Raw genomic sequence first — 23,508 nt, forward strand, 5'->3', positions numbered from 1 at the left:
CATTTTATCCCAAATTGTAAATCTATAGGTCGAAATCTGGACCACAAATAACCCATGATTCACATCCTAATGGAGGTAGTGGTGGAGAATCTGATTTTAGGCAACATTTGTCCCAGTCTTTTGCAACACCACCTTTAATTTCTTTTTGTTGATTTGAAGTTAGCACTTTTGTGCCACTCAATTTTAAAATTGATTTTTTCATAATTAATTAGATTTGTTCATGTCTCAAACATTTTTTGCAATCAATTGAGACTTTTGATTGTTTTTTGTTATAAAGAATTTAAATTAAAAGAGTTATAGTTTATATGTAATTCCTGCTTTTCCACCACTAGTAGCATTTCCTCCACCCAGTTCAACATTTATCCCAAATTTTGGTGTAAAGAAGTATCGACCACCAACTTGAATCCCAATCCCAAAGTTTGAGCTGTCAAAATAACGATCTGCATAATCATTATCATAGTGCCACGAATAATAATTTGCACTTGCTCCAGCATAAACGTCCCATTGGTTAGGGATTTTGAGCAATTCATTAAAGTGATAATTGGCATTTGCCTGTAGTCCTACGATTGAACTTTTATAACCATAACTAGAATAGGAACGATAGGAGCCTTCTGCACCAATAGTAATTTGATTACCAATTCCATAATCTGCACCAAAATATATAGGAATGCCCCATCCTGAGTTTCCTAAGCCAGCATTAAGTTGAAATTTACCTTTTTCTAAAGGTGCTTGTGCCATTATTAAGAATGGTGTTGTTAGGAATAATAGAAATAATTTTTTCATGAGTATTTGTTTTTTTTTCATTTTCAAAATTAGCTTATTGGGTAAAGGATATCAATACCTGAAAAGGAGTGTTTTCTTTTACCTGAAATCAGGTACATTTTGTAGATTTAATATTTTTTTTAGAAAATATATATATACATTTGAGTGTTGTTTTTTAATGAATACTGGGGTAGTTGGTTCTTTTAAAGAGTACAATAAAAACAAATTAGGAAATGAAATTTACCCTACAAATTTTGAAATATATTGGAATAATTATTGATGAGCTATATCGAATTAACTAAAAAAACAAATGAATGAGAATTAGAATTTTATTATTGATTTTTACTCTATTAACTTATCTTCCTGTCTATAGCCAAAAACTTTATTCTGTAGATGATAACAACGATTACATAAATAAAGTTTTAACAAGAATAGATTCGACAAAGTCCGATAGTGTTAGAGCTATTTTGAATTATCGTGTTTCTTTATTGTATCTTAAAAAATCGGATATTGAAAAATATAATTATCATTTAGCAAAAGGAGATGTATATAAAAAGACAATCCCTTTCATAAATGATGTATCAATTTACTATCATTCATATGAACATATTAATACAGACATTGATAAATTTGAAAGTGAGTTAGACAAAGCGAATAAAGCTTTGAAAAAATACAAAAACAAAGAAGCTTATCGTTTAAGAGCTATTATTCTTCAAAATTATGGGTTAATCCAGCAATGGAAAGGTAAGGAAAATGATTTTATGGATATACTTATTAATCAAGCCATTCCTTTAGCAAAGAAAACTAACGATTATGAGATAATTGGAGGTTTGTATAGAGGTGTGGCAACTGCATTAGGGAATAATCATGAATTAGAGAAAGCAAATGAATATTATAAACAAGCAGAATATTATGTAGATAAGATTGATCGTGAGCAAACTCCTACTGCTATAGAATCTCAAATAGAGACATATCTTTTTTATGCAGATAATTTGTTAGAAGCAGGTAGAATAGAAGAGGGTAAAAGCAAATTAAAAAAAGCAGAAGAAATTAAAAAAAACTTTCCTGTCTCAAATTATGAGATGTTGTTTTTTCATATTAATGGTTTAGTTAAATATAAAGAAAAGAGATATAATGAGGCATTAGATTTTTTTAATAAAGCACTATTGTCGTCAAAAAAAAATAACAATGCTTTTTGGACTTCAAGAGTTGAATTTTATTTAAGTGATGTTTATTTAAAAAAAGGAAACTTCAAAAAAGCAAAAGTAATGATGGAAAAAATTCTTCCATTAACGCCCTATCCTGTTGAAAAAAAACAATTATTAACAAATTTAGCTGAGATTTATAAAAAAGAAGGAGAGTTTAAGAAAGCATATGAATATATGAATAGTTATGCAATTCTTAATGATAGCTTGAATAAATCAATGTACCAAGAAGAAATCATTCAATTGGAAGCAAAATTTAACAAAGTAGAAAACGAAGGTAAAATAAAACTCTTAGAGGCTCAAAAAGAAAGAAGTAATGCGGAATTAAAAAATAGTAGGGTGAGAATGATATTTTTTGGAGTAATTTCCTTTTTACTTTTAATAGTATTATTGTTGGTTTTAATATTTTATAGGTATCAAAAAAAATTGAGCTTACAGAAAGAAATTAATTATAAACAGGAATTAGAACATTTAGAAAACAAGCAACAGTTAGTGGTTTCTAATGCGCTTTTAGAGGGCCAAGAGTTGGAGAGAGAGCGAGTTGCAAGAGAGTTACATGATGGGCTGGGGAGTTTGTTGTCTGCATTGAAAATGAATTTACAACGAGAAGTTCAAAATCATGAATTCCAAAACAATCAGATATTTTCTGTCCTAGACGAATCTATCGCAGAGTTGAAAAGTATTTCTCATGATTTAATGCCTAGCGCATTGTTAAATTTAGGATTAGAATCTGCTTTAAGAGATTTATGTGGTTCTTTTAATAATTCTGATTTGATCATTGATTTTGAATTTCTTGCTAATGAATTTAGCTTAACAAAAAATAAGAAAATTGTGGTTTATAGAATCATTCAAGAGCTGTTGAATAATGCATTGAAATATTCGAAAGCAACAAAAATTTTAGTTTCTTGCACTTCTAATGATTCGTTCTTTTATATAACAGTAGAAGATAATGGTATAGGTTTTAATATGGATAATGTTAAAAAAGGGATGGGATTGACCAATGTGAAGAATAGAGTTAAGTTTTTAGGAGGGAAATATGAAATTGATTCAAAAGAAGAAATAGGGACATCTGTCTATATTGAATTTGATAATAAATTAAAATAAAATATGCCATATAGAGTAGTGGTTTTGGACGATCATCCTATGGTAATTTCAGGGATTAGTAATTTGATTTTGAGTTTTTCAGATTTTAAAATGGAAGCAAGTTTCACAAAAAGTGATGATTTGTTGGTCTGGTTAGAAAAAAACAAAACAGATTTGATAATTACAGATATTTTTTTGCAAGAAAATAATGGGATAGATCTATGTAAACATTTAAAAGTTAATTTTCCTGATATTGTAGTTTTGGGAATGAGTAGTCAATCGGAAAGAAGCATAATAATGCAATTTATTCAAAATGGAGGTAATGGATTTTTTCTAAAAAGTATATCAATGGAAGAATTAGGGAAATGTTTGTATAGAGCAATGGATGGGGAAATTGTTTTTAGTGAGGAAGTAAAGAAAAGTATTCATTCGCCTAAAGAAAGTGATTTTAAGAATATTCCTTTACTAAGTAGGAGAGAAAAAGACATAGTGAGATTGTTAACTGAAGGGAAATCTACAAAAGAGATTGCAGATGAATTATATATTAGTTTTTTAACAGTTCAAACACATAGAAGAAATATCTTGAATAAATATGAAGTAAAAAATGTTGCTGAACTAATTAATTATGTGATTAAGAATAAATTAATCTGAATATATTCAAAAGAATTTTGATAGTGATTTAGTTGGTGAAATATTATAAAGATAGTTTTATCTCCTAATAAAAAAGAAGATTTATGTAACATTTTAAAAATTTTGCGTATAATAATAAATCAAAATTTTTTAAAAATGGAAAGAAATAATTTAGGAAAAGTAATTTTATTAGTGGGGTTTTTAATTGTTGTAGCGATAACTGCTCTAATGTTTGGTTTACCTCGTTATAATGTTTGGCAACAAGAAATGGCTGGAAAAGCAGAAATGGCTAAGGCAGAACAAAACAGAAGAATTTTAGTAGAAGAAGCAAAAGCAAAACTAGAAGCGGAAAAGTTAAATGCTCAGGCAGAAATTGAACGCGCAAAGGGAATGGCTGAAGCAATGAAGGTAGAAAACGGAACTTTAAGCGAAACCTATAATCAGTATTTATTTATTCGTACACTAGAGAAATTAGCAGACAAAGGAGATTTGCCTCAAATCATTTATGTTCCATCAAACGGATTATTGCCTGTAATGGATGTTAATAAAACTTCAAACGCAATTTCAAATAAGTAATATTGCAGTTAAAATAAATTCCTAAAGAACATGAATTGTATTTTTTGAATAATGTTATTGATTGCTTTATGAAAATAAAAAATGACAAATTGACATTTTAGTGAAATGGAATATTTTTTGCTATTTATTTTGTAACTTTAGTAATTAAAATAAAAATTATGGATTTCACATATTTAATATTAATAGGAGGAATAGCTCTATTTAGTTGGTTGGTTAGTGCTAGATTAAAAAGTAAGTTTGCACATTATTCGAAAGTGCATTTAAGAAATAGAATGAGTGGTGCAGAAATTGCTGAAAAAATGTTAGCGGATAATGGAATTCGAGATGTTAGGGTTATTTCCACACCAGGAAGATTAACCGATCATTACAACCCAATGGATAAAACAGTAAATCTGTCAGAAGCAGTTTATAATCAAAGAAACGCTGCAGCTGCAGCAGTTGCTGCTCATGAAGTTGGACATGCTGTGCAACATGCGCAGGCATATAGTTGGTTGACTATGCGTTCTAAAATGGTGCCAATGGTCAATGTTTCATCAAGTATGTCTCAATGGCTAATTATGGGTGGTTTAATCTTAGGATTCGCTTCAAAATCAAGTATAGGATTCTATATTGCAGTCGCAGGATTGATTTTAATGGCAATTGCTACTGCTTTTAGTTTTATTACATTACCTGTAGAATATGATGCAAGTAATAGAGCTTTAGCATGGTTAAAAAATAAAAACATGTTAAGTCAAGAAGAATTTGCAGGTGCAGAAGATTCCTTGAAATGGGCGGCAAGAACCTATGTTGTAGCGGCTCTAGGAGCATTGGCTTCTTTGTTGTATTGGGCATTTAGGATTTTAGGCTCTAGAGATTAATTGGCTTTAAAGTACAGATAATAAAGAGGCTGTCCAAAAAGTAAGGACAGCCTTTTTTATTTGTATTTTTTCTCTAAAATTAGTATCTTAGAGTTGAGACAAAAATACACAATGGCTAAGATAGTTTTTAAAAATCAAACAGGCAATTCTCCAGAGTTATTTCCTATCAATATTTTCGATAGAATACCGCAAAACCATCCAGTTCACTTAGTGGAACAAGTTGTTAATCAGTTAGATATAAGTGAAATATTGAAAAAATATAAAGGAGGTGGTACTTCAGCTTACCATCCAAGAATGATGATTAAGGTTTTGTTTTACAGTTATTTATCTAATGTATATTCTTGCAGAAAAATTGCAAAAGCACTTCAGGAGAACATTCATTTTATGTATATTTCGGGCAACTCGACTCCTGATTTTAGAACGATAAACGATTTTAGGGGTAAAGTTTTAAAAAATCATATCCAAACTCTTTTTGCAGAAGTAGTAAAAATGCTTGTAAAAATGGGATATGTTAGCTTAGACATTCAGTATATTGATGGTACAAAAATAGAATCCAAAGCTAATAAATATACTTTTGTATGGAGAGGTTCCGTTGAGAAATATAAAGAAAAACTAGAAATTAAAATTAATCATATTCTATCAACTATTGAAAACAGTATTCAATCTGATAATCAAGAACTAAATATAGAAGAATTACCAAAATCGATTGATTCAGAAAGTTTAAAAGAAAAGCTTTCGATTCTTAATAAAAAACTCAAAGAACCTACCAAAAAACAGGCAAGAGAATTGCAAAAACTTCAAGAGGAACATCTTCCAAAGCTTGAAAAATATGAAAAAGACTTGGTTACAATGGGAAACAGGAACTCCTATAGTAAAACAGATCCCGAAGCTACCTTTATGAGAATGAAAGAAGATCATATGAAAAACGGTCAATTAAAACCTGCTTACAATCCACAAATATCTACTGAAAACCAATTTATTACACATGTTTCTATTCATCAAACAACAAATGACACTACAACCTTAAGTTCTCATCTTGAAGGTTTTGAAAAAGCCTATCAAAAACAGAGCAAGGAAATCGTTGCAGATGCAGGTTATGGCAGTGAAGAAAATTATCAAATGCTTGAAGAAAAAAAGGCTGATGCTTATGTTAAATACAACTATTTTCATCAAGAACAAAAAAGAAAGATAAAAAACAATCCTTTTCTTGTTCAAAACTTATTCTACAACGAAGAACACGATTTTTATGTTTGTCCAATGGGGCAAATTATGCAAAAAACAGGAGTAGGAAAACGTGAAACCAGTACTGGATATGAATCACAAATTACATATTATCAAGCCAAAAGATGCCAAGGATGTCCTTTACGAAGTCAATGTCATCAAGCAAAAGGTAATAGAATTTTATCAGTCAATCATCGATTAAATGAATTAAAAGAAAAAGCAAGAAAGCTACTAATGAGTGAAAAAGGACTAAAACATCGAAGTAAACGTCCAATAGAGGTAGAAGCAGTTTTTGGTCAACTTAAAAGCAATAATAAATTCAATCGATTCACAATGAAGGGTTTAAAAAAAGTAACATTAGAGTTTTTACTAATGGCCCTTGGACACAACTTTAGAAAAATGAATGCATTCAAGACAGACTTGCCAAAATTTGTTTTCAAAACCAAAATTCACACTTATCTAGCCTATTTTAAAACTAAAATTTGCCTTGTTAAAGTAACTCAAAGTTATTTTGCTATTATTTTTTCTTCAAAACAAAATAGCTTAAAAATAGCTACATAAAAAAAGCTGTCCTTTTCGGACAGCCCCTTTTATTTGAATGGTACAATTTTCTAACGTCTAATTTATATTTGGATTTGTCTGTCAATTTGTTGGTCTAGAGAAATAAAAGTTTCAGTTCTGGAAACACCTTTAATAGCTTGGATTTTTTTATTTAATAATTGCATTAGGTTTTCATTGTCCTTGCAAATTATCTTAATAAGGACACTCCAGTTTCCAGTGGTATAATGACATTCTAGTACTTCGGGTATTTTTTTTAATTCTCTAACTGCTTCAGCATTGCTAGATGCTTTGTCAAGATATACTCCAACGAAAGCCATGGTAGAATAGCCAAGGACTTTAACATCTACAGTGAATTTAGAACCAGAAATAACACCAGCTTGTTCTAGCTTTCTTAATCTTTGGTGAACAGCGGCTCCAGAAATTCCAATCTTATTTGCGATTTGTAGAATAGGCATTCTAGCGTCATTCATTAAATCTCTCAAAATTTCTTTGTCAATTCCGTCAATTTCAATTTGTAATTGATTTATTTTCATTTTGTTTTAAATATAAAGTAAAACTAATAAAAATATGCTTTTTGTAAAACAAAAGTCCGAGATTAATTGTTTATCGGACTTTTGTTTTTTATAGAACTATTTTTTCTAGCTACTCACATTCAAAGGATTGTAGCCAAGGTATTCAACATGGTCTTCTTTAAATATCACACCATATTCTTCTAACTCTTTTAAGATAGGAGTATAGACTTCTTTTGCAATAGGGAGTTGAACACCAGGGGTCTTAATTTCTCCATTTAAAATCTTAATAGCTGCAATAGCAACAGGAAGTCCTACTGTTTTTGCCATTGCAGTATATGTTTGATCGTCACCAATGCAAACCATTGTTGCATCAATTTGTTTTTTTTCTCCTTTTAATTCATAACCAAATTTATGATACATTACAATCATATCTTTGTCTTCAGGCTCAAGAGTCCATTTTTCAGATAATATTTTTTCTAAAATTTGTGCTGGAGTTGCATTTTTTAATGCTACTTTTTTCTCACCATTAAAAATATCTAATTCTAACAACTTGTCCCAAATAACATCATCTTGGTCAATTTTTTGAGCATGTCTCAGTTTGATTTCTACAGTATCGGTTGGGTGATAAGGAAGGAAAGAATTGGTAAATTCACGGTAGGTCATGTCTTCAGAGTTTTCGATAGTATATGAATCGTCTGTCATCCCTAATTGTACTAAAATATCCCACGCTCTTGAATAACCTACTCTTCTAATTGTTCCTCTGTAGCAAGTTAAGGCATCGTCCAAGCCATAAACGCTTCTGTATTTTAAGGAATCTCTATTTGCGTAACCTTCAAAACGGCCATAACCTTCAACTTCTAGAAATTCAGTTCTTCTAAATAATTTATTATAGGGAATATATTTGTAAGTACCTTCTTGAATGAATTTTGCAGCTCCACCTTGCCCAGCAAGTACTACATTCCTTGGGTTCCAAGTGAATTTGTAGTTCCAAAGATTTGTGTCGCTTTCTGGTGCTACAAGGCCACCACAGAAAGATTCAAAAAGGATTGTTTTTCCGCCTTGTTCTCTAATTTCATCTAGAACTTTCATAGCACTCATATGATCTATTCCAGGGTCAAGACCAATTTCGTTCATGAAAATTAAACCATTTTCTTTGGCAGCTTTATCAAGTTCTTGCATTGCAGGACTTATGTATGAAGCGGTTACCATATGCTTTTTGAAGGTAATACAGTCTTTAGCAACTTCTATATGCATATGTGCTGGTAGCATTGATATAACAATATCTGCATTTTGAATTTCTTCATGACGTTGTTGTTCATTAAATATATCAAAAGCAATTGCTCTAGCATTCGGATGATTATTTGTTTTTTTCTGTGCAAGTTCTAACGACAAATCGGCAATTGTAATTTGTAATTGCTCATTTTTAGATTTGTCTAATAAGTATTTTATTAAGGAGGAAGCAGACCTTCCTGCTCCAATTACCAATATGTTTCTCATAAAAGGATTTTATAAAAATATCACACAAATGTAATAAAATGTTATATTTATAAAAAATTTTTAACTTTATTTCTGTTTCTTTGTTAAGGAAATCCCTTTTATGTTTCTTTTGGATATGAAATAGAAATAGAAGATAGCATAGCGATGTTTTTGCTTTGTATAGAAATTACGGTGAAAAAGGACGTTTTATTCTGATAAATTCAAGTGATAAATAATATGAATTATTTGATATATGTAGAGAGCGATTATTTTCAAACAAATAACCGCTCTCTTTTAAGAAAATCAACTTGTTATAGTTATTTAATTTCTTTTAAACTATTGTCGATTAAAGTAACTAGATACTCTTTATGTGCTTTTGTAGCTATATCTGCATTTGTAGAAGTAGCCATCATTTTTCTAATGTTCTTTAAATTGTATAAAGCCATAGATTTTACAACATTAGAATTTCTGTTTTTAGGATCATTCTTAATGATAGAAATTAATCTGTTAGTGTATTCCGCTTGTAGATTTTGTCTAAAGGTGTTAATGTTGCTAAATGCATCTGCTTTAAAAATAGCATTATTCAAATCGGTCATAAAAGCAGAAAGTTTGTATTCATTTCCATATAATTCACTGTCAACAATTCTTTGTAAAGTGTTGTAATGAAGAATGTGGTCTAAAATATTTTTTTGGTAACTTAATATTTGATTGTGAATTTTTGGATCTTCGGTTCCATAGAAAAAATTATAACCTCTTCTTTGCATCGCTAAAAAGTTATAAAGGTCATTTGGAGCATTGAAAGCATTTGGAGCAAAAACATAGGTTTCTAAAGCATTCATTGCTCTTTTTTGATCTTTAAGGCTAACTGGAGTAAAAGGCTGAGTGGTGTTTTCTTGTCCTACCATTGCTCTGTCAACATAAACACCTCCAATAAATCTAGAAATAACACCAGAAGCAATATTTTTTTGGTTACTTAAAACGTAATAAATTCTTCTTAGTTCCTGATAAGACTCTCCTGTTTTAGTGAATTTCGATTTTGCATCTAGCATCATTTTATCTACTAATTTGAAACGATCAATAGAATAGCTAATAGGGTCATTAGATAAGTCACCAATCATGACTCTTGGATCGATTGCTTTTCCAGGTGTGCGCATATCATCTGCATCATTACCAAAAATGAGTTCTGGTTGGGTAGATTTGTTTAGTAGATTAGTTTTCTCAGTTTCTGATTTAAATGGTGTATAACCAAATTCTATAGCCCAAATATCATAAGGGCCAACAGAAGTATCATAATATTGTCCTTGTTTTGTTCTGTCAAGTGTAATGTTAATATCTGCATAATCCATTACAGATCCAGTAAGTGCTTTTCCTTTAATAAAACTAGCATCTTTTAATTGTTCTGGCGAGTAAACATGACTAGCTTTCATGTTGTGGTTTAGTCCTAATGTGTGTCCAACTTCGTGCATGATTAATGCTAGCATAGATTCCTTCTTCATTCTAACCATTTCTAAATCTGAAGCGGCATTAGAAGTTAAGAAAGATTGTCCAAACATAGTGCTTTCCTGTATAATATGTCCAAGAGAGCATAATTTATGATTATCATTTAGGGAGTTTGGGGTGTTTTCAATTGTAGCAGCAGATAGATTGAAAACTTTGTCAAAGAATACTCTATTTGTGAAATGAACAAATTCTAACATAATGTCAGCACCCATAATTTCGCCAGTTTTTGGGTTAACAAAACTAGGGCCATAACCACCAAAAGCTGGATTAGGTGAAGATGTCCAGCGTAAAACATTATATCGAATATCTCCTGCATCCCATGTGGCATCATCGGGTTGAACTTTAACAACTATTGCATTTTTAAAACCAGCTTTTTCAAAAGCTTTGTTCCATTCTAAAACACCTTGGGTGATTGTTTCTCTCCATTCTAAAGGAGTGGTGTTTTCAATCCACCAAGTTATAGGTGTTACAGGTTCTGAAATGATAGCATCTGGATCCTTTTTAACAAGATTCCATCGATGAATCAGATCTCTGTATGGAGTTGAAGAAGTAGAAGTTTGATCATTAACTTGTGTTGTAAAGTAGCCCACTCTAGGATCGTCAAAACGTATTTCAAAATCATTTTCTGGCATAGCAATTAAGCTATGATACACTTTTATGCTTACATTTCTTCCGTCAGATAAAGCACTAGAGCCGCTATTTAAAACCGAAGGACTAGAATATACATACTCGACAGCAATATCTGTGTTTTCAGGATAGTTTCGAATAGCATTTATTTTTGTTTTGTCTTTATCTAAGTTTCCTAACGAAAATGAAAAAGGAGAAGAAGTAGGAGATTTTGATGGTTTAATTTGAGAAAGTGTTTCTTTTAAAAAAATATCGTTTGCAGAAATTAAATAAGTTTTTTTAGTTTCATCATGTGCTAAAACTTTTTCGCTAGACATGACACCTTTACTTAAATTTGCATCCTGAGATTTAGAAATGGGATTGTTTGGGTCAAAGTAAAAAGAAGTGTTTTGGGTTACAAATTCGATTTTATCAAAATATTTTTCAATTTTAAAAACGAATGATTGCCCGTAAGAACCTCTAAGTTGACCAACATCGGAAGCTCCGTCTGCAATTTGATTGAAGTAGATGAATTCTTTTCCAATTTGGTTTTCTTCAATTAACATTTGAATAGAGCCGCTAACAGTATCTTGGTAAATAGTAAATAGACCTTCTGTTTTTTTACTTTGTTTTACTAATTCTTCAATGCTTTTTTTTTCTGTTTTCTTTGTTTTGGCAGCTAAAGCTTCTGCAGCTTCTTTTTCTTTTCTTTTTTTTCTGCTTTGAGCTTCAATAGTTTGTGTTTGAAACAAAAATAAGCAAATTAAAAAACTAGCTAAAATGCTTTTGTTTATTGTGTGCGTTTTCATTATTAGGTTATTAATACATTTTTAGCTTGGCAATTTATAAAAAAACGTAACAGGAAATTATATCTGATACAGTTAAAGTTTGTTAAATAAAGTGTTTGCTTTTAATAAGAATATAAATTTTTAGATTCTGTTATATGTTTTATCTTTACAATTATTTTTGGAAAATATAAAAAATGGAAAGAAAAATCATATTAGGAGCGGCAATATTGGGCTTGGTTTCAATTGTTTTAGGTGCTTTTGGGGCACATGGATTAAAAAAATTTTTAACAACCGATCAATTGTCTACATTTGAAGTAGGAGTACGTTATCAAATGTATCATGCTTTGTTTTTGTTATTTATAGCAACGACTAATTTTTTGAGTTTAAAAGAAAAAACAGTAGTATTTTATTTAGTAATTATTGGTGTTTTGTTGTTTTCGGGGTCTATATATTTGTTGTCAACAAGTAGTGTAACTTCAATTAAAACAAAATTCTTAGGACCAATAACACCAATAGGTGGTTTGTTTTTAATTGCTTCTTGGGGCTATATGTTTTATAGTGTTTTAGTAAAAAATAGTATTTAATACTTGATTCTAAAATTAAATTTATAATTTTACACCTTTAAAACAAACACAACATAACTCATTTTTTATGAACAGTTACAGTCAAACTACGAAATCGATTTCGTTAGAGAAATATGGAATTAAAAATGTATCACAAGTTATTTATAATCCTTCGTATGAATTTTTATATCAGGAAGAGCTTGCAGAAGATTTAAATGGCTTTGAGAAGGGGCAATTATCAGAATTAGGAGCTGTGAATGTAATGACGGGAGAATTTACAGGACGCTCTCCTAAGGATAAATATATTGTTGAAGATGATACAACTAAAGATACTATTTGGTGGACATCAGATAAAGCGGTAAATGATAATAAGCCAATTTCTACTGATACTTGGAACGCGTTAAAAGAAACGACAGTTTCTCAATTGTCTGGAAAAAAATTATATGTAATAGATGCTTTTTGTGGAGCAAATGAAAATACACGTTTAAAAGTTCGTTTTGTAATGGAAGTAGCATGGCAAGCACATTTTGTTAAAAATATGTTTATTAGGCCTACAGAAGAAGAACTAGAGAATTTTGGTGAGCCAGATTTTGTGGTAATGAATGCTTCTAAAACTTCGTTTAAAGACTATGAAAAACATGGTTTAAATTCAGAAGTATATGTTGCTTTTAATTTAACTGAAAAAATTCAGTTAATTGGGGGTACTTGGTATGGTGGAGAGATGAAGAAAGGTATGTTTTCTATGATGAATTATTATTTACCTTTACAGGGAATTGCATCGATGCATTGTTCTGCAAACAAAGGTAAAGATGGAGATGTAGCTGTTTTCTTTGGGCTTTCAGGAACAGGAAAAACGACACTTTCTACAGATCCTAAAAGAGAATTAATAGGTGATGATGAGCATGGTTGGGATAATGATGGTGTATTTAATTTTGAAGGCGGTTGCTATGCGAAAACTATTGATTTAAGTGCAGAAAATGAGCCAGATATTTATAGAGCAATTCGTAAAGACGCTTTGTTGGAAAACGTAACCGTTGATGCTAATGGAAAAATAGATTTTACAGATGGTTCAGTAACTCAAAACACTCGTGTTTCATATCCAATAAACCATATAGATAATATTGTTAAGCCAGTTTCGAAAGCGGGACATGCAACAAAAGTGATTTTCTTAACAGCAGATGCTTTTGGAGTAATGCCGCCAGTTTCTAAATTGACACCAGAGCAAACTAAATATTATTTCTTGTCTGGCTTTACGGCTAAATTAGCAGGGACTGAAAGGGGTGTTACAGAACCACAACCAACTTTTTCAGCTTGTTTTGGTAAAGCATTCTTGTCTTTACATCCAACAAAGTATGGGGAAGAATTAGTGAAAAAAATGGAAGAGCATAAGGCTACTGCCTATATGGTAAACACGGGTTGGAATGGAACTGGAAAACGTATTTCTATAAAAGATACTAGGGCAATTATTGATGCTATTTTAGACGGGTCTATTGAGAAAGTAGAGTCTAAAATGGTTCCAATTTTTAATTTTGAAGTGCCTGTTTCTTTAAACGATGTTAATTCTAATATTTTAGATCCAAGAGACACTTATGAGGAAGCTTCTCAGTGGGAAGTGAAAGCAAAAGATCTTGCTGCACGTTTTGTGAAAAACTTTGAACAATATACTGATAACTCAGAAGGACTAAATTTAGTAAAAGCTGGTCCGCAATTATAATGTAGTAATTTTTTATTACTTCAACACAAAAAGGGGCTGTCCGAAAAGGACAGCTTTTTTTATGTAGCTATTTTTAAGCTATTTTGTTTTGAAGAAAAAATAATAGCAAAATAACTTTGAGTTACTTTAACAAGGCAAATTTTAGTTTTAAAATAGGCTAGATAAGTGTGAATTTTGGTTTTGAAAACAAATTTTGGCAAGTCTGTCTTGAATGCATTCATTTTTCTAAAGTTGTGTCCAAGGGCCATTAGTAAAAACTCTAATGTTACTTTTTTTAAACCCTTCATTGTGAATCGATTGAATTTATTATTGCTTTTAAGTTGACCAAAAACTGCTTCTACCTCTATTGGACGTTTACTTCGATGTTTTAGTCCTTTTTCACTCATTAGTAGCTTTCTTGCTTTTTCTTTTAATTCATTTAATCGATGATTGACTGATAAAATTCTATTACCTTTTGCTTGATGACATTGACTTCGTAAAGGACATCCTTGGCATCTTTTGGCTTGATAATATGTAATTTGTGATTCATATCCAGTACTGGTTTCACGTTTTCCTACTCCTGTTTTTTGCATAATTTGCCCCATTGGACAAACATAAAAATCGTGTTCTTCGTTGTAGAATAAGTTTTGAACAAGAAAAGGATTGTTTTTTATCTTTCTTTTTTGTTCTTGATGAAAATAGTTGTATTTAACATAAGCATCAGCCTTTTTTTCTTCAAGCATTTGATAATTTTCTTCACTGCCATAACCTGCATCTGCAACGATTTCCTTGCTCTGTTTTTGATAGGCTTTTTCAAAACCTTCAAGATGAGAACTTAAGGTTGTAGTGTCATTTGTTGTTTGATGAATAGAAACATGTGTAATAAATTGGTTTTCAGTAGATATTTGTGGATTGTAAGCAGGTTTTAATTGACCGTTTTTCATATGATCTTCTTTCATTCTCATAAAGGTAGCTTCGGGATCTGTTTTACTATAGGAGTTCCTGTTTCCCATTGTAACCAAGTCTTTTTCATATTTTTCAAGCTTTGGAAGATGTTCCTCTTGAAGTTTTTGCAATTCTCTTGCCTGTTTTTTGGTAGGTTCTTTGAGTTTTTTATTAAGAATCGAAAGCTTTTCTTTTAAACTTTCTGAATCAATCGATTTTGGTAATTCTTCTATATTTAGTTCTTGATTATCAGATTGAATACTGTTTTCAATAGTTGATAGAATATGATTAATTTTAATTTCTAGTTTTTCTTTATATTTCTCAACGGAACCTCTCCATACAAAAGTATATTTATTAGCTTTGGATTCTATTTTTGTACCATCAATATACTGAATGTCTAAGCTAACATATCCCATTTTTACAAGCATTTTTACTACTTCTGCAAAAAGAGTTTGGATATGATTTTTTAAAACTTTACCCCTAAAATCGTTTATCGTTCTAAAATCAGGAGTCGAGTTGCCCGAAATATACATAAAATGAATGTTCTCCTGAAGTGCTTTTGCAATTTTTCTGCAAGAATATACATTAGATAAATAACTGTAAAACAAAACCTTAATCATCATTCTTGGATGGTAAGCTGAAGTACCACCTCCTTTATATTTTTTCAATATTTCACTTATATCTAACTGATTAACAACTTGTTCCACTAAGTGAACTGGATGGTTTTGCGGTATTCTATCGAAAATATTGATAGGAAATAACTCTGGAGAATTGCCTGTTTGATTTTTAAAAACTATCTTAGCCATTGTGTATTTTTGTCTCAACTCTAAGATACTAATTTTAGAGAAAAAATACAAATAAAAAAGGCTGTCCTTACTTTTTGGACAGCCTCTTTTTGTGTTGAAGTAATAAAATAAAGAAAAATTTATTTTCCTTTATTTACTTCTAATATATATTTTTCTAGAGCTCCAGTCATAGATGGTGTTCCAGGTGCTGGAGCCATAATATCTACTCTAAGTCCTCTGTCAAGAGCTTCTTTTTGTGTGGTTGTTCCGAAAACGGCAATTCTTGTATTATTCTGTTTGAAATCTGGAAAGTTTTTAAACAGTGATTTTATTCCAGTAGGACTAAAGAAAGCCAAAATATCATAATAAACATCTTTCAAATCAGATAAATCACTCATGATAGTTCTATAAAAAATACCAGGAGTCCATGCTACTTTTAGATTGTCTAAAGTTTGAGGAATATCATAGTTTAATTGATCAGATGCAGGTAATAAGAATTTTTCATCTTTATATTTTTTAATAAGAGGGGCTAGATCAACAAAATCTTTTTGCCCAACATAAATTTTGCGTTTTCTGTAAACTACATAGCGTTGAAGGTAGAAAGCGACTGCTTCAGATTGACAGAAATATTTCATATCTTCTGGTACTTTGTAGCGCATTTCTTCTGCAACTCTAAAAAAATGATCAACAGAATTTCTACTTGTTAATATAATTGCGGTAAAGTTATTTAAGTCTATTTTTTGAGCTCTCACTTCTTTCGCAGGTACACCTTCCACGTGAATAAAAGTTCTAAAGTCAACTTTAACTTTGAGTTTGTTTTGTAGTTCAAAATAAGGAGAATTTTCTACCTTAGGCTCTGGTTGTGAAACCAATATCGTTTTCACTTTTAAATTTGACATACGTTTGTTCTAATTTTTTGTAATAAAATAATACATAAGATAGTAAGGTGCTATTTCAAGGGTGCAAAGATATAAAATAAAATAAAATATCTTACGAATTACTAAATTTTGATGTATTTTTAAGGCTATCAAATAGGTTATAAAATTTGCAAGTACTATTGTGATAGATATTAATAGAAAAATCCAATTTGTGTTGAAGCTAGAATTGTAATATAATATAATGTTCACAGGAAGCAATAGAAAACTAAAGTAGGATCTGTAGCTTACTTTTAAGAGGTTGAATTGTTCTGTAAATTCTTCTATTTTAAATGTGTTTGCTATGATTTTTTCGATTAAATATTTTGAAAGAATAAATACTCCAAGGAATGTAAATATCTGTAAGAAAACAATTTTGTCATTGCTTTTGTAGTTTGGTAGGTGTTTTAGGAATAATAAAATAAAAAAAGAAAAAGAAAAAACTTGTATAAAAAACATAGATAAAGTAAAACCGCTTCTAATATTACTATTGTCTTTATATATTTTAGTGTACTTGTCTGAGAAGGCAAGTTTGATAAACTCATTAAAACGAGCTTCAAAAATATTCTTGTTAATGATGATAATGATAAAACAGAGCAAGAACAATAGTGTTGCCCAATCTTTATATTCGATTATTCTTTCCTGAAACTGTATTGCTAACATGTTCTGCAAAATTACAAAAATTAATATCAATATTATTATAAAATTATTAAGAGATAAACTTAAGAAATAGTTTATTTTTGCATTCGAAAAAGTGATGTGTAATGACTAAATCGATAGTAGTAATACCTACCTATAATGAGATTGAAAATATTGAAAGCATAATAAGTGCCGTATTTTCTTTGGAAACCCCTTTTCATATTTTAATTGTTGACGATAATTCTCCTGACGGTACTTCTGCTAAAGTGCAAGAGTTGCAAAAAAAATATAGTGACAGTTTATTTATCGAGGTAAGAAACAAAAAGTCAGGATTAGGCACAGCTTATGTTCATGGATTTAAGTGGTCTTTATCAAAGGGATATGAATATATTTTTGAAATGGATGCCGATTTTTCACATAATCCTAAAGATTTGGAACGATTGTTGCGCGCATGCCAACATGACAAAGCAGATGTAGCTATCGGGTCTCGATATTCAACTGGGGTTAATGTTGTAAATTGGCCTTTAAATAGAGTATTAATGTCATATTTTGCTTCTGTTTATGTTAAGATAATAACAGGAATGAAAATTCATGATGCTACAGCAGGTTTTATTTGTTATAGAAGCCAAGTTTTAGAAAATATTAAATTAGATAGAATAAAGTTCATAGGTTATGCGTTTCAAATAGAAATGAAATATAGAGCCTATGTGAAAAAATATAATATTGTAGAAGTGCCAATCATTTTTACAGATAGAACAAAAGGTGTTTCTAAGATGAGTAGTTCAATTATTAGAGAGGCCGTTTTTGGAGTGATAATGTTACGTATTAGAAAATTATTTAATAAATTATAATGAGTACCTTTTTAATTAGGAATGCAAAAATTGTAAATGAAGGAGTTGTTTTTGAAGGTGATGTATTAATTGAAGACGAGTTCATTAAAGAAATTGCCGACAAAATAAGTCCGAAATCTTCTGAATGTGTCATTATTGATGCAGAAGGAAGTTATTTAATTCCTGGAGCAATAGATGATCAAGTTCATTTTAGAGAGCCAGGATTAACACATAAAGGGAATATCGCTTCCGAAAGTAGAGCAGCTATTGCTGGAGGGATAACTTCTTTTATAGAGCAACCAAATACTGTTCCTAACGCTGTTACGCAAGAATTGCTAGAGCAAAAATACCAAATTGCAGCTGAAACATCCTATGCGAATTATTCGTTTATGATGGGTGGAACTAATGATAATTTGGAAGAAGTTTTAAAAACTAATCCCCGTAATGTTGCAGGAATTAAATTGTTCTTAGGTTCTTCAACGGGTAATATGTTAGTTGATAATCAGGAAGTGTTAGAAAAGATTTTTTCCTCAACTAAAATGCTGATTGCTGTACATTGTGAAGATGAAGGAACAATCAAAGCTAATTTAGCAAAATATAAAGAAGAATTTGGTGATGATATTCCAATGAAATACCATCATTTAATTCGTAGTACTGAAGCTTGCTATTTATCTTCTTCAAAAGCTATTGAATTAGCCAAGAAAACGGGAGCTAGATTACATGTTTTTCATTTGTCTACAGCCAAAGAAATGAGTCTGTTTACAAATAAAATTCCTTTAGAAGATAAACAAATTACAGCAGAAGTTTGTGTGCATCATCTTTGGTTTTCAGATAAAGATTATGACACAAAAGGGGCGTTAATAAAATGGAACCCTGCTGTTAAAACAGAAGCAGATAGAAGCGCTTTATGGGAAGCTTTGCTAGACGATAGAATAGATGTGATTGCAACCGATCATGCTCCACATACTTTAGAAGAAAAAACTAATTCATATACTAATTGTCCTTCTGGTGGGCCTTTAGTTCAGCATGCTGTTGTTGCAATGTTTGAAGCGGTTCATAAAGAAAAGATATCAGTTGAAAAGGTAGTGGAAAAAATGTGTCATAATCCTGCTAAAATTTTTAAGATAGAGAAAAGAGGCTTTATAAAAGTAGGATATTATGCCGATTTGGTTATTGTAAACCCACATTTGCCTTGGAATGTAAAAAAGGAAAATATATTATACCAGTGTGGCTGGTCTCCATTTGAAGGAACTAATTTCAAATCAAGAGTAACACATACTTTTATAAATGGTAAATTAGTGTTTACGAATGGTAAAGTTAAAGAAGTAAAAGCAGGAAAACGATTATTGTTTGAAAGAGAATAGTTTTCTTTTTACTTTTAGGTAATATTATCTATTTTGTAGTTGAGATAAATAAAAGAAATGAGATGAAAAAAGTAGTTTTTTTAATAGTAAGTATGGTGCTGTTTTCTTGTTCAGAGAAACCTGTTCCAGAACCAGACACGCTTTTAGAAGAAGAAGTAATGGTAGATATTTTATATGACACCGCAATTCTTCAAGCTGTAGAAGCCTATTTGCCAGATAAATTAACTACCAATAATATTAAAATAAAAAATTATATTTATTCCAAATACAAAATAGATAGCATTACTTATTACCAAAATCAACGCTATTACGCTTCAGATTCAAGAAAATATAGAGACATGCATACAGAGGTAATGAAGCGTTTAGAATTACAAAAAACGGAAACGGACACGTTGTTAAAACAAGAAAAAATAGGTGGTAAAGAGTCTCTTAAGTAAATTACAGATACTCTTTGGTGAGCTTAGAGATGTATTCGCTCATATTTGTGAATTTATAATTTAATTTTTTCACAATTTTAGAATTGTCATATTCTGTAATAGAATGAGAAGAAATTGCTGTCGCTTTAGTTAGTTTTCTTCTTCTTCCAGTTAATTTGGATAATAACCAATCAATTTTCCAAGCAATTTTTGTAGCAGTTTTGTTTGCATAAATGAAAGGTCTTTTTGTTTTCATTGCATCGGCAATACAAAATAAAATTTCATCTAGTGGCAAGTTTTCTGCAACAATAGTATAACGCTCTCCATTAGCATTAGCATTAGTTAACAAGATTGCGCAATTTGCGACATCTTCAACTGTAACAATACCCACTTTTCCTTTGGTGTAAAAAGAAAGTCCTTTTTTAATAGAGTTAAACAATACACTACTTCCTTGTTTTGGAAATCCATTACCAAAAATAACACCAGGGTTTATGATGACAACTTGTAAGCCTTCTTGAAAACCTCTCCATACTTCAAGTTCTGCACCATATTTTGAAATTGCATAGTCACCATGGAGTTTTTCCGGATTCCATTCAGTTTCTTCGGTGATGATAATTTCGTTCTCTTTTGCATCACCAAGTGCAGCAATAGAGCTCACATAACATAATTTTTCGACATTAAAGTCGATGCAGCAATTAACAATATTAGCAGTGCCTTCTATGTTAGTTTTTCTTAGTTTTTCTTCATCTTTTGGGTCAAAAGAAATTAACGCTGCACAATGATATACCGTTTTAATATTCTTGAATGCGTTGTTTAGGGAAGGAATGTTATTAATGTCTCCTTCAACCCAAATAATATTTTCAAATAATTCTAAAAGATTTTTGTGTCGAAAAACATTTCTCACTTCTTCAATTTTATGCTTATTTCTGTATAATGCAGAAACAGTTTCGTTTTCTTGTAATAATTGTATTAGTAAGTGAGAGCCTACTAATCCGGTTGCACCTGTAATTAAAATCATGAGAATGTGAGATGTATTTATTTAGTGTTAATGTCCTAAGTTTTGTTCTAAAAATGCTTCTAATTCATTTAATTCTACACCTTTATTAATTAAAATACCATTTTTATCAATTAAAAAAATAGTTGGAAATATAGAAATACTGTTTTGCTTTGCTATTTCTCCGTTTAAATCGAGATAGTTTTCCCAATTCATGTCTGATTTATGTATTTGCTTTTTCCATAAATCAATGTGTTTTTCTTTGTCTGTTGAGATGGAGATTACGTTAAAACCTTTGTCTTTATATTTTTCATATAAAGATTTTATTTCTGGCATAATAGCGATACAAGGCTTACAACTACTAAACCAAAAATCAATTAATGTGAATTCATTTTTTTTGATTTCTAATTTAATGTCTATTAATTTTTCATTCTTTAATGTTAAGCTAGGAAAGGTTTTGTTTAGAAAAATGGTAATGGCGTTAAGATCTTTGCTAAGGTTTTTCCATAATTTAGATTTTTTTACTTCACTTGAAAACAGATTCATCGAATTCTTGTGAATCACATTGTTTCCGTTTGTTTTGTTTCGTTGAGCAACAAACCATAGTGCAACATAAGAATCTGGGTGTTTTTCTATATATTTTAGTAATCGTTCGTCAAAGTTAATTGATTTTGACTTTGTATATTTAAAAAAGTGTTTTTTTAAGTCCTCGTCATTATTAGTAATAAATGGGACGAATATGTTTTGAAATTCTTTTTGGGTTGTTCCATTATGTTCGGATGGTGCTAAGTTCTTGTCTATAGTTAGTTTTGTAGTGCTATTATCCAGAAATAAATTGACAATTTTAAAATAGATCGAATCTTTAATGCTTTTTAATTGAGTTACATATAGTTGAGGGTAACTAAATACTTCTTTAATTTTAAATTCATTGTTTTCTATTGGAACAATAATAGATGGGTTTTCATAATAATCGTTACTAAGTGTGCCATTAAAGAGGTTTAGGGTGTCTTTTTTTGTGTCTTTTAAGAGAATTTTGCCTGAAATGTTTATTTGAGAAAAAGTAATTGTTGATATAAAAGATAAAAAAAGAATAACTATTTTATTCATGACTGTTTTTTTTTGAAAAGCATTTCTTTTTATTTGGTTTAAAAATGCAGTTTCACAAATATATGAAATTTTATCAATCAGCTATTTTGCCATTTTTAAAACCTTGAATTTATTTTAGGCTTAGCTTTTAAACTTTTAAACTAAAAACTATATTTGTGCAAAGTTTAATAAAAATGAAAAATCTAGTAGAAGAATTACGTTGGAGAGGGCTTATTCATGATATGATGCCAGGAACAGAAGAGCAATTATTAAAAGAACCAACATCGGTTTATATTGGTTTTGACCCTACTTCAGATTCGCTACATATTGGAAGTTTAGTGCCAATAATTTTATTAATGCATTTAAGAAAATTTGGTCATAGACCTATTGCATTGGTTGGTGGTGCTACAGGAATGATTGGAGATCCTTCTGGGAAATCAAATGAAAGAAATTTGTTAGATGAGGCTACATTGAATCATAATGTAAATGGAATAAAAAAGGTTTTGTCTCGCTTTTTAGATTTTGACGCAACAGATGCCACTGCTCCAGTGTTAGTAAACAATTACGATTGGATGAAAGATTTTTCTTTTATCAATTTCGCGCGTGAGGTAGGGAAACGTATTACTGTTAATTATATGATGGCAAAAGATTCTGTCAAAAAACGTTTAAGTGGAGAAGAAGGTGGTGAAGGAATGAGTTTTACAGAGTTTACATATCAATTAATACAGGGTTATGATTTCTATCATTTGAACAAAGAGTATAATTGTTTGTTGCAGATGGGTGGAAGCGATCAATGGGGAAATATTACAACAGGAACCGAGTTGGTGCGTAGAATGAATGTAGATAATGAAGAAAGAGCAAAGGCATTCGCTATGACTTGCCCGTTGATAACAAAAGCGGATGGTTCAAAATTCGGGAAATCGGAGGGAGGTAATGTGTGGTTAGATGCAGAGAAAACATCACCTTACAAATTCTATCAATTTTGGTTGAACACGACCGATGTGGATGCTGAAAAATATATTAAAATATTCACGTTCTTAGATCAGGAAACAGTGGAAAAATTAATTGCAGAACATAAAGAGGCACCACATTTAAGAGTGTTGCAAAAAAGGTTAGCAGAAGAATTGACCTTGTTAGTGCATACACAAGAAGATTTAGAGAGTGCTATTTTTGCATCGGGAGCTTTTTTTAGTAAAGACATGACAGATTTGAGAACCTTAAATGAAAAGCAATTAGCAGAAATTTTTGAAGGGATTCCACAAGCTGAGCTTTCGAAGGAAGATGTAGGTAATGGAATTGATATTGTGTCACTGTTAAACGAAAAAACAGGATTTTTAGCATCAAATGGAGAAGTAAGAAGAGCTTTGAAAGAAAATTCAATCTCTGTAAATAAAGAAAAGGTTACAGAAGATTTTGTGCTCGCTTCTAATGATTTAATCAGTAATAAATTCGTTTTATTGCAAAGAGGAAAGAAAAATTATTTTGTAGCAAAAGTGGTTTAG

At 30.5% G+C, this 23,508-nt stretch carries 21 protein-coding genes; 11 read left to right on the forward strand and 10 right to left on the reverse strand.

Annotation, left to right across the window (positions count from 1 at the left end; genetic code table 11):
- Positions 1 to 22: 22 nt before the first annotated feature.
- Both ACZ49Z_RS08435 and ACZ49Z_RS08440 read right to left on the reverse strand, forming a co-directional pair.
- A complete protein-coding gene (locus tag ACZ49Z_RS08435; RefSeq protein ID WP_464307731.1) occupies positions 23 to 202 on the reverse strand; it encodes a hypothetical protein in 180 nt (59 codons plus the stop codon).
- Positions 203 to 294: 92 nt separating this feature from the next.
- A complete protein-coding gene (locus tag ACZ49Z_RS08440) occupies positions 295 to 783 on the reverse strand; it encodes an outer membrane beta-barrel protein (protein ID WP_464307732.1) in 489 nt (162 codons plus the stop codon).
- 293 nt (positions 784 to 1,076) lie between these two features.
- Here ACZ49Z_RS08440 and ACZ49Z_RS08445 point away from each other — a divergent pair, with 293 nt between their 5' ends.
- The 5 genes from ACZ49Z_RS08445 (at position 1,077) to ACZ49Z_RS08465 (ending at position 6,895) form a co-directional block, all read left to right on the forward strand.
- Positions 1,077 to 3,071 carry an ATP-binding protein gene (locus ACZ49Z_RS08445; RefSeq protein WP_464307733.1) on the forward strand — a complete coding sequence of 665 codons (1,995 nt, stop codon included), beginning with the start codon at positions 1,077 to 1,079 and terminating at the stop codon, positions 3,069 to 3,071.
- Between the two features lie 3 nt (positions 3,072 to 3,074).
- The gene (locus ACZ49Z_RS08450) at positions 3,075 to 3,701 is read left to right on the forward strand and encodes a response regulator (protein ID WP_464307734.1); all 627 of its coding nucleotides are present in this window, start codon (positions 3,075 to 3,077) and stop codon (positions 3,699 to 3,701) included.
- 135 nt (positions 3,702 to 3,836) lie between these two features.
- Positions 3,837 to 4,256 carry a hypothetical protein gene (locus ACZ49Z_RS08455; RefSeq protein WP_464307735.1) on the forward strand — a complete coding sequence of 140 codons (420 nt, stop codon included), beginning with the start codon at positions 3,837 to 3,839 and terminating at the stop codon, positions 4,254 to 4,256.
- A gap of 158 nt (positions 4,257 to 4,414) precedes the next feature.
- Positions 4,415 to 5,113 (forward strand): zinc metallopeptidase, encoded by a 699-nt coding sequence (locus ACZ49Z_RS08460; protein ID WP_464307736.1) that lies wholly within the window; start codon positions 4,415 to 4,417, stop codon positions 5,111 to 5,113.
- A 111-nt stretch (positions 5,114 to 5,224) separates the two neighbouring features.
- Positions 5,225 to 6,895: an IS1182 family transposase gene (locus ACZ49Z_RS08465; RefSeq protein ID WP_464304835.1), complete on the forward strand. Its 1,671-nt coding sequence runs from the start codon at positions 5,225 to 5,227 to the stop codon at positions 6,893 to 6,895.
- Between the two features lie 62 nt (positions 6,896 to 6,957).
- Here ACZ49Z_RS08465 and ACZ49Z_RS08470 read toward each other — a convergent pair whose 3' ends face one another.
- The 3 genes from ACZ49Z_RS08470 to ACZ49Z_RS08480 all read right to left on the reverse strand — a co-directional run bounded on the left by ACZ49Z_RS08470 (position 6,958) and on the right by ACZ49Z_RS08480 (position 11,798).
- Positions 6,958 to 7,428, reverse strand: a complete 471-nt coding sequence (locus tag ACZ49Z_RS08470) for an Lrp/AsnC family transcriptional regulator (protein ID WP_464307737.1) — start codon at positions 7,426 to 7,428, stop codon at positions 6,958 to 6,960.
- A 105-nt stretch (positions 7,429 to 7,533) separates the two neighbouring features.
- Positions 7,534 to 8,904 (reverse strand): saccharopine dehydrogenase family protein, encoded by a 1,371-nt coding sequence (locus ACZ49Z_RS08475; protein ID WP_464307738.1) that lies wholly within the window; start codon positions 8,902 to 8,904, stop codon positions 7,534 to 7,536.
- A 296-nt stretch (positions 8,905 to 9,200) separates the two neighbouring features.
- Positions 9,201 to 11,798 (reverse strand): zinc-dependent metalloprotease, encoded by a 2,598-nt coding sequence (locus tag ACZ49Z_RS08480; RefSeq protein WP_464307739.1) that lies wholly within the window; start codon positions 11,796 to 11,798, stop codon positions 9,201 to 9,203.
- Positions 11,799 to 11,971: 173 nt separating this feature from the next.
- On the opposite strand from ACZ49Z_RS08480, the gene ACZ49Z_RS08485 reads away from it, so the two are divergent.
- Complete coding sequence (locus tag ACZ49Z_RS08485; RefSeq protein ID WP_464307740.1) at positions 11,972 to 12,361, forward strand: DUF423 domain-containing protein; 390 nt, start codon at positions 11,972 to 11,974, stop codon at positions 12,359 to 12,361.
- Between the two features lie 67 nt (positions 12,362 to 12,428).
- Positions 12,429 to 14,054, forward strand: a complete 1,626-nt coding sequence (gene pckA / locus ACZ49Z_RS08490) for a phosphoenolpyruvate carboxykinase (ATP) (protein ID WP_464307741.1) — start codon at positions 12,429 to 12,431, stop codon at positions 14,052 to 14,054.
- A 59-nt stretch (positions 14,055 to 14,113) separates the two neighbouring features.
- On the opposite strand, the gene ACZ49Z_RS08495 is transcribed toward pckA, so the two are convergent.
- The 3 genes from ACZ49Z_RS08495 to ACZ49Z_RS08505 all read right to left on the reverse strand — a co-directional run bounded on the left by ACZ49Z_RS08495 (position 14,114) and on the right by ACZ49Z_RS08505 (position 17,340).
- Positions 14,114 to 15,784: an IS1182 family transposase gene (locus ACZ49Z_RS08495; RefSeq protein ID WP_464304835.1), complete on the reverse strand. Its 1,671-nt coding sequence runs from the start codon at positions 15,782 to 15,784 to the stop codon at positions 14,114 to 14,116.
- A gap of 119 nt (positions 15,785 to 15,903) precedes the next feature.
- The gene (locus ACZ49Z_RS08500; RefSeq protein WP_464307742.1) at positions 15,904 to 16,662 is read right to left on the reverse strand and encodes a uroporphyrinogen-III synthase; all 759 of its coding nucleotides are present in this window, start codon (positions 16,660 to 16,662) and stop codon (positions 15,904 to 15,906) included.
- 9 nt (positions 16,663 to 16,671) lie between these two features.
- Positions 16,672 to 17,340 (reverse strand): DUF4271 domain-containing protein, encoded by a 669-nt coding sequence (locus ACZ49Z_RS08505; protein ID WP_464307743.1) that lies wholly within the window; start codon positions 17,338 to 17,340, stop codon positions 16,672 to 16,674.
- Positions 17,341 to 17,441: 101 nt separating this feature from the next.
- On the opposite strand from ACZ49Z_RS08505, the gene ACZ49Z_RS08510 reads away from it, so the two are divergent.
- The 3 genes from ACZ49Z_RS08510 to ACZ49Z_RS08520 all read left to right on the forward strand — a co-directional run bounded on the left by ACZ49Z_RS08510 (position 17,442) and on the right by ACZ49Z_RS08520 (position 19,947).
- Positions 17,442 to 18,167, forward strand: coding sequence for a polyprenol monophosphomannose synthase (locus tag ACZ49Z_RS08510; RefSeq protein ID WP_464307744.1), 726 nt, complete (start codon positions 17,442 to 17,444; stop codon positions 18,165 to 18,167).
- Positions 18,167 to 19,510 (forward strand): dihydroorotase, encoded by a 1,344-nt coding sequence (locus tag ACZ49Z_RS08515; RefSeq protein WP_464307745.1) that lies wholly within the window; start codon positions 18,167 to 18,169, stop codon positions 19,508 to 19,510. Before ACZ49Z_RS08510 ends, ACZ49Z_RS08515 begins: the two co-directional genes overlap by 1 nt.
- Before the next feature lie 62 nt (positions 19,511 to 19,572).
- On the forward strand, positions 19,573 to 19,947 hold the full coding sequence (locus tag ACZ49Z_RS08520) for a DUF4296 domain-containing protein (protein WP_464307746.1): 375 nt from the start codon (positions 19,573 to 19,575) through the stop codon (positions 19,945 to 19,947).
- A 1-nt stretch (position 19,948) separates the two neighbouring features.
- On the opposite strand, the gene ACZ49Z_RS08525 is transcribed toward ACZ49Z_RS08520, so the two are convergent.
- Complete coding sequence (locus tag ACZ49Z_RS08525) at positions 19,949 to 20,944, reverse strand: NAD-dependent epimerase/dehydratase family protein (protein ID WP_464307747.1); 996 nt, start codon at positions 20,942 to 20,944, stop codon at positions 19,949 to 19,951.
- Between the two features lie 27 nt (positions 20,945 to 20,971).
- Positions 20,972 to 22,027: a TlpA family protein disulfide reductase gene (locus ACZ49Z_RS08530; protein WP_464307748.1), complete on the reverse strand. Its 1,056-nt coding sequence runs from the start codon at positions 22,025 to 22,027 to the stop codon at positions 20,972 to 20,974.
- A 173-nt stretch (positions 22,028 to 22,200) separates the two neighbouring features.
- On the opposite strand from ACZ49Z_RS08530, the gene tyrS reads away from it, so the two are divergent.
- Positions 22,201 to 23,508 (forward strand): tyrosine--tRNA ligase, encoded by a 1,308-nt coding sequence (gene tyrS, locus ACZ49Z_RS08535; RefSeq protein ID WP_464307749.1) that lies wholly within the window; start codon positions 22,201 to 22,203, stop codon positions 23,506 to 23,508.

It is taken from the genome of Flavobacterium sp. KY-23415 (assembly GCF_055384985.1).